General features: G+C 52.4%; 5 protein-coding genes. All 5 read left to right on the forward strand.

Features of this window, described 5'->3' with window-relative positions; all coding sequences use genetic code 11:
* Positions 1-28 precede the first annotated feature (28 nt).
* The 5 genes from KOR42_RS04805 (at position 29) to KOR42_RS04825 (ending at position 7,790) form a co-directional block, all read left to right on the forward strand.
* Positions 29-1,705 carry a SpoIIE family protein phosphatase gene (locus KOR42_RS04805; RefSeq protein WP_146507485.1) on the forward strand — a complete coding sequence of 559 codons (1,677 nt, stop codon included), beginning with the start codon at positions 29-31 and terminating at the stop codon, positions 1,703-1,705.
* Positions 1,706-2,057: 352 nt separating this feature from the next.
* Positions 2,058-3,635 (forward strand): Hsp70 family protein, encoded by a 1,578-nt coding sequence (locus KOR42_RS04810; protein ID WP_146507487.1) that lies wholly within the window; start codon positions 2,058-2,060, stop codon positions 3,633-3,635.
* A 60-nt stretch (positions 3,636-3,695) separates the two neighbouring features.
* Complete coding sequence (locus KOR42_RS04815) at positions 3,696-4,736, forward strand: GspE/PulE/PilB domain-containing protein (RefSeq protein WP_146507489.1); 1,041 nt, start codon at positions 3,696-3,698, stop codon at positions 4,734-4,736.
* A 33-nt stretch (positions 4,737-4,769) separates the two neighbouring features.
* Positions 4,770-6,506 carry a sensor histidine kinase gene (locus tag KOR42_RS04820; RefSeq protein WP_146507491.1) on the forward strand — a complete coding sequence of 579 codons (1,737 nt, stop codon included), beginning with the start codon at positions 4,770-4,772 and terminating at the stop codon, positions 6,504-6,506.
* A 159-nt stretch (positions 6,507-6,665) separates the two neighbouring features.
* Positions 6,666-7,790 (forward strand): 3-keto-disaccharide hydrolase, encoded by a 1,125-nt coding sequence (locus KOR42_RS04825; protein WP_146507493.1) that lies wholly within the window; start codon positions 6,666-6,668, stop codon positions 7,788-7,790.
* Positions 7,791-7,940: the final 150 nt, after the last annotated feature.

Here is a 7,940-nt window from a genome sequence, read left to right on the forward strand (position 1 = left end):
ACACATTGCTCTCGGAAAGTCGAGTCTCATGGACAAACTGGTTTTACTGCAAGATGGTCAGGCGACACCGTTTGAGATTTCCAAGGATGAGATGGTCATTGGCCGTCTTCCAGAGTGTGAAATCCAACTCCCTTCGAACATGGTTTCTCGAACTCATGCGAAAGTCGTTCGCAAGGGTGATGAAGTTCTGATCGAAGATCTCGGAAGCGGAAACGGAACGTTTCTGAATGGGAAGCGGATCGAAACAGCGACTCCGCTCAAAGGCAACGACCGGCTCAAATTCGGTCCGATTCTGATGCGATTCGATACGGATCGGGTCTCTGACGATGACTCCAGTTCCGCCGTTCTGCGACATGCTGAGGGACTCAGTCAGGTTGAGATTCACGAACAGGATGATGGATCGTCCACGATTGTGAATTCTCTCGACAGCAAACTCGTCGGAGGGATTTTTGATTCACGTCCGCAGGACAAACTGAAAGCTGTGCTTGAGATCAGCCGCAGTCTTGCCGGAACGATCGATGTTGAGTCGTTGCTACCGAAGATTCTTGACAGCCTCTTCTCCATTTTTCCGGCTGCCGATCGCGGATGCATTCTGCTGCGTGATGCTCAGACCGGACGAATGACACCGCGTGCGATGAAACATCGTCGCGAGGGAGAAGATGCGACGGTGAAACTGAGTCGCACGATCTTGAACTCGGTACTCGAAGAGAAAAAAGCGATTCTTTCAGCGGATGCGGCGAGCGATTCCCGGTTTGACGCGAGCGAGTCGATTTCAGCGCTGACTATCCGGTCGATGATGTGCGTTCCCATGCTCGACATGCAGGGAGATCCGGTCGGGGTCATTAACATCGACACTCAGAATCCGGTCATGCAATTCAAGAATGAAGATCTTGAAATCATGATGGCCGTCGCCAGCCAGGCTGCCAACAACTTCGAAACTGCGCGTCTTCTGGATGCGTTTGTGGAGAAGCAAAAACAAGACAGCGAGATGGATATCGCCCGGAACGTGCAGCATGCTCTTCTTCCGGAAGCATTTCCAGAAATCAGTGACTATCAGTTTTTCGCGTCATACGAATCTGCTCAAGCGGTTGGCGGAGATTATTACGACGTGATCCCGACGAAAGACGGGAAGATCTGGCTCGCGTTTGGTGATGTCGCGGGAAAGGGTGTTCCGGCGTCGCTGGTGATGTCGCGAATGTCGAGTGTTGTTCGCAGCACAAGCGAATTCGTTACCGATGCCGGGGAAGCTGTCGCAGCTATCAACGACCATATGTGCGCGAAGGCCGTCGAAGGTCGATTCGTCACGTTTGTTCTCACAATTCTTGACACCGTCAATCATTCAATGTCCGTGGTGAATGCGGGACACATGTCTCCGATGATCCGCCGAGTCGACGGAACCATTGAAGAGTTTGACGACGATTCCATTGGAGTTCCGATTGGAGTTCTGGAACACTTCCCGTTCGAGAAGAGAGAACGGAAACTCGCTCCAGGGGAAACAGTTGTCCTGTTCACAGACGGTGTCAGTGAAGCGATGAATCCGAATTCTGATCTATATGGATCGGAACGGCTTCGCGAAGTCATTTCCGAACACACCGACAACGCGGAAGAACTGGGACGTGCGATTCGTGAGGATGTTAAAAAACATGCGGATGGCCGTCCCCAGAACGATGACATTACGCTGATGGTATTCGGTCGGAATCGGTGATGATTCGATCGGACTGAATTCGGCGAGAGTTGATCACGAGCGTCCGGGAAGATGAGACGAAAAAACAGCGGCGAGCGAAGTCGACACAATGGTTGGGATTGTGCCAGTTGGGCTGCGGAGAATGGAGGCTTTGGGTGACTTCTCTGGATTGATAGGCAATCGCTTGAATGATGTCATGTGTCTCGTCAGAATGATGTCAGATTGAAACAATTGAAATCTGTGTTGCCGATGGAGTGTCGAGCTCGGAAGAAGTTCTTTCTTGCGAGTGCTCGATCGTTCGTTTCTTTCGACCTCCTCTTCACTTTGATCCAGTCAACAACTTCGAAGACAAACTACGAGCAAAGGCAGACTTATGGAAATCCTTCCCGGGAATACAGTTGGAATCGATTTGGGAACAACATACTCAGCGATTTCGCAAATGGATGCTGAAGGACATCCAGTCTCGATCGCCAATGCGGATGGAAAGACGATTACTCCATCAGTGGTCATTCTTGGCGAAGGCGGCAAAGTGATCGTTGGTCCGAGCTATGAGCGGATGTCGATCGAAGACCCTCGCAATATTGTCGAAGCCATCAAGCGTCAGATGGGCAACAAAGACTTCTTCATTGTCTATAACGACAAGAAGCTGACGCCCGAGTTTGTTTCTGCATTGATTCTGAAAAAGCTGAAGCAGGACGCCGAACACTCGATCGGTCCGATCGCCAATGCTGTTGTCACCGTTCCTTATTACTTCAACGATGTTCGACGCAAAGCGACGCAGGATTCCGGAAAAATCGCCGGGATCAACGTTATCGACATCATCAACGAACCGACAGCAGCGACTCTGGCGTATGCCTGGCAGAAGGGGCACCTCGGACGTCCCGACGCATTTGACGGCGAACGAACCATCATGGTTTACGACCTCGGTGGGGGAACGTTCGATGTGACCGTTGTGCGATACACAGCGACAACGTTCAACGTGCTCGCGACCGATGGAGACGTGATGCTCGGCGGGCTCGACTGGAGCCGAAGAATTGTCGATCACATCGCTGAAGAGTTCCATCGCCGTCACGGGGAAGATCCTCGTGAAGACTCCGAAACGCTCATGCAGCTGACTCAGGAGTGTGAGCAGGCCAAGCGTGATCTCAGTGACCGTGCTCAGATTCCGATCACAGCAAACTACAAAGGCAAGAGCTATACTCATGCGTTGACTCGCGGTGAGTTTGAGAGACTCACCGGGGATCTCATGCAACGAACTCGTGATACAACCGAGTTGGTGATGCAGCAGGCGGGTGTCGGTGTAGGGGAACTCGACGAAGTTGTGCTCGTCGGCGGTTCGACCTATATGCCAGTCGTTGAAACGATGCTTCGTGAAGTGACCGGGAAAGAGCCTTCTCGTGAAGTGACTCCGGAAGAAGCGGTCTCGCAGGGAGCCGCGATCCATGCTGCCATTCTCGAAGCAACCGCAACAGGTGGCGGAAGTCGATTGGGCAAAGCTGTGATTACTCGTCTGCGTTCTGTTTCGGCGACAGACGTCAACTCTCACTCACTCGGAGTGAAGATCAGTGATCCGAAAGATAAGTCACGGAAGCTGAATCACATCATGATTCCGAAGAACTCCGCACTTCCGATGGAAGTTTCTCAGAGATTCAAGACGAACAAGGAAAATCAGCAGCGAGTTCATGTGTGCGTGTTGGAAGGCGACGCATCTGATCCGGATGCCTGCACAACAATCGGGGATTTCCGCATTGTGAATCTCCCTCCAAACCTTCCAGCGGGATCGCCAGTTGAGATTACTTACAGCTACGACAAGAACGGTCGATTTTCTGCACGAGCTGTGGAGTTGGTGAGCAATACCGAAGCGAAAACGGAAATCGTGAGAGACTCCGGATTGAACGATGACAATGTCAACGCGTTTGAAGTGCTGGCGAATGAGTATCAAGTCGAGTAGAAACTGACGAACTCAACGTTCGAAGGACCATCGACGAATCTCATCAGCCGCGAGTGAAAAATGGATGTCTATAAAGAATGGCTCGGAATTCCGGAAGGAGCCCGTCCTCCGGATCATTATGAGTTGCTGCGAGTTGCACAGTTTGAAGATGACACTGACAAAATTCGTGCACACTACAAGAAGCTGAATGCCCACGTTCGGAAGTACGCGACCGGGCAGTATTCAGTTCAATCTCAAGAGCTTTTGAACGAGCTTGCGAAGGCGATGTTGTGCCTGACCGATCCCGGACGAAAACGTGATTATGATGAAAGTCTCGGTCGAGAATTCGAGGCTGCCGTCGACGAATTTGGTCGTCAACCGATTCTGGACGTTTTAGTCCAGCAGGGTGACATCACGCGCGAACAGCAACGGGAGATCGAAGAGTTCGCGGAACGACGCGGGCTTTCCCATCGCGATGCAGCTGTTCAGATGAAACTTGTGAAGGCGGACAAGGCTGCTCAGGCGCTGGCTTGCCAGCTTGGGTATTCGTTTGTCGATCTCGAGGACATGCTTCCCGAAGATGATGTTCTCGATCTGGTTCCGCGAGCGATGGTCAAACGGAATTCGTTCATTCCATTGTTTGTTGATGACGGACGATTACTCATTGCCTGTGTCGATCAACCGGAACACGAGATTGAAGAGGAATTGCGGATTCGATCCGGAGTTCCGATTCGACCGGTGATTGTCACCCCGCGTTCGATTAATCAGGCGATTGCCCAGTACTACGCACCGGGCATGCGTGATGAAGCCAAACTCTCCAGCGAGTCGGCTGAGTCTTCGACCTCATCGAAGTCAAAGAAGTCTGGCAAGAAGGCGTCGAAGTCGAGTGCAGGCAAAACCTTCTCGGAGCTTTCTCCGTCTGAAAAGAAGGAACGTCGCCAATACGGAATTCTTTTCATGTGCTGGAGTGTTCTGATTCCGATGTTGCCTGTGATCTTCAAGTTCGTCTCGCCGACGCTCGCGTTGAAGCTGGCATGGTATCCGGATCTGGTGTCTTACATTCTCACCGGGCTGGTTGCCCCAGCGACGGTATTTTGGGTCACCCAGAAATACTGGAAGTGATGAACCGAGTGCGTCTTGAACGAGGCGCACTGAATGTCTCGATGCGAAGGAGGTAACGCCGTGTTCGAAGCGACTCTTCTGGTCATTCAAGGGCCTGACCAGGGAAGTCGAATTGACCTGGGCAAGCCTCCGGTTCGCATTGGACGTGGTGTGCAGAATGACGTTCGCATCCTCGACAAAGAAATGTCGAGGCAACATGCGGTCTTTCAATGGGACGGTGAGGCGTGGGTCATCAACGACCGCAACAGTTCCAACGGGACCTTCGTCAACGGCATGCTTGTTGAGACGGCTCAACTTCGCCGCGGTGATCAAATTCAGCTCGGGAGAACGATCTTTCTGTTCTCAGCAGAGCTCCCCGAAATTGCTGCGTCTGCGAGTAGCCAGATCCATTTAATCGGGCAGCGCGGCGGTCAAGACAACTCTCGAATCGTCAGTCAGGCGCCTCCCGATGCGTCGCACTTGTCGGTGGGGCGTGAGCAGGCCGGGGCCAATCTTCAGATTCTCTACCAAATCACTGAAGAGGCTGTGCGACCGACGTCCACGTGCGAAGAACTTCTCGAGCGAATTCTGCAGCTTACTCTCGATGCAGTGGGTGCGGATCGAGGATGTATTCTGGTCACCGATTCAAAAACGGATCGGATTGAGCCAAGAGTCGTCAGCTACCGACATGGAGTCGACAGCACCGAGCGAATGCCGATATCGACGACAATTGTCGAATACGTGATTCAGCACGGTCAGGGAGTCAGAACGACCGATGCCCAGCGAGACGCCCGATTCGACGGCGGTCAAAGCATTATGCAGGCCGGAATTCGAGAGGCGATGTGTGTACCGATGCGAGGTCGGTACGAATTGATGGGCGTCATTTACGTGGACACGAATAGTGTCAACAGCCTCGGAATGGAGATGACTCAGCTCAGTCTGAACCGTTTCAATGACCATTTGTTGCGGTTGTTGCTGGCGGTCGGGCGTCAGTCGGCATTGGCTTTGGAAAATCTTCGCTATCAGGAATCAATGATTTCGGCGGAGCGTCTGGCAGCAGTTGGTCAGACGGTGGCCATCATGAGCCATCACATCAAGAACATTCTGCAGGGAGTCCGTGGCGGGAGCTATCTCGTCGATATGGGGCTTAAGGACGAGAATCTCGAACTGATCCAGAAAGGCTGGGGAATCGTCGAGCGAAATCAGGATCGAATTTACAACCTTGTGATGGACATGCTGACGTTCAGCAAGGAACGCGATCCGAAACTGGAGTTCGTTTCGATCAAAGACGTCATTGAAGATGTCTGCGAACTCATGGAAAAACGGCTGGAGGATCGGGGAATCGAGCTTGTCGTAGATGTTCCGGAAGACCTCCCTAAATCGATGGTCGACCCGGAAGGTTTTCATCGGGCGATTCTGAACTTCGTCGTGAATGCGATCGATGCTCTGGAGGATCGAGACGAGCCGCTCCTGACGATGCGCTGTCGCTATCAGGAATCGGACGAAACGTTTCAGCTGGATATCGAAGACAACGGGACCGGCATCGATCCTGTGGACATGCCGAAACTGTTCAGCCTGTTTGAGTCGAGTAAAGGGTCTGCGGGGACAGGCTTGGGGTTATCGGTCAGTCGAAAAGTTCTGAGGGAGCACGGAGGAGAGATTACTCTCGACAGCGAAATCGGGAAGGGAACCTGTTTTCATCTGGTCTGGCCATTTATCAAGGATGATCAGGTGAGCAAGGAGGACTCGCAGCCCGAGCCTCCGCAGAGTGGGTCAACCACGTTACCGTGACTTTTCCGGAACTTGCAAGAATGTCGATTCGAGAATTCCTTCCGGGCGAAGTCGTGAAATTGAAAAAAAACGACGAGAATCAAAGACTTCCGGTGCATTCACTCTCCGTCAGGAAATAGGCTGTATGGATCGAATTAGAAGTCGCTTTAGGAGCTGCTCATGAACTACGTGTGGTCGTTACTGGTTGTGGTGTGTGGGGTCTTGTCGTCAAGTCCTGCACTGAGTCCTGCGTTGTGGGCTGCGGACGACAAAGATGGCCCTGTTTACACAAATCCGTCTGAAGTTGACGTCGACTATCACTTTCAGGGGGAGTATCGAGGATGGCAACGGGCGCAACCGACTTCGCGAAGTTCCGAGCCGGTTGCGTTGCAGGTTGTCGCCCTCGGGGATGGAAAGTTCGCGGGCTCGAAGTATTACGGCGGCTTGCCGGGCGCCGGGTGGTTTGGTGGTGATCGATTCGTGCTCGACGGACAACTCGAAGGTGATGTCGTTGTCATGCACGGCGATCAGTACGACATCGAAATCGATGGAGACCGGGCACTGGTTTTCACAAAGGATGGTCGTCAGGCAGGTGAGCTGATCAAGACGTACCGCGTCAGCCCGACGATGGGAGCATCACCTCCTCCGGGAGCGATTGTTCTCTTTGATGGACAGCCCACCGAGCATTTCAAAAGTCCTAAACTGACCGAAGATGGACTCCTGATGGCGGGAACAGAGACAACCGAAGGTTTCCGAGACTTCCGATTGCACGGAGAGTTTCGAATTCCTTACAAGCCAATGGCACTGGGGCAGGCTCGCGGGAACAGCGGTTTCTATCTTCAAAGTCGATACGAGGTTCAGGTCCTGGATTCCTTCGGTCTCGAAGGGATTGAGAATGAGTGCGGGGCGCTCTATCGAACGCGCCGTCCGGACTTCAACATGTGTCTCCCTCCTCTGACTTGGCAGACCTACGATATCGATTTGACCTCTCCAAGATTCGATGAAGATGGCAACAAAGTTTCCAATATGCGAATCAGTGTTTGGCACAACGGAGTTCTTATCCACAACAACGTGGAGATCGAAAACAAGACGGGGGCCGGGAAACCTGAAGGGGAACTGAGGCTTCCAACGAAGATTCAGGATCATGCAAATCCTGTTGTCTATCGGAACATCTGGCTGGTCGAAAAAGATCAGGAGTCTCAATCGCAAAAAACGTGGGTGAAGACGAATGAGAAGATTCCTCCTGTTCCGATTACTTACTTCCGATCTCCGTTGACGAGTTTCAACATGACTTATGGAAACTGAGTTTCCCGCTCAATTTTCGGCTGAGAGCCTATCCGGAATCCTCTTCATGCTGTAAGTCGGTATTTGAACGGAGCTTGGTTGGGTGAAGGAGCTAAGCGGCGGAGCATGCGACCAATGGAAGCCACATAGATCATGGCTTCGCTCGATTTG

This window comes from Thalassoglobus neptunius (genome assembly GCF_007859735.1).
Classification (GTDB): Bacteria; Planctomycetota; Planctomycetia; order Planctomycetales; family Planctomycetaceae; genus Thalassoglobus; species Thalassoglobus neptunius.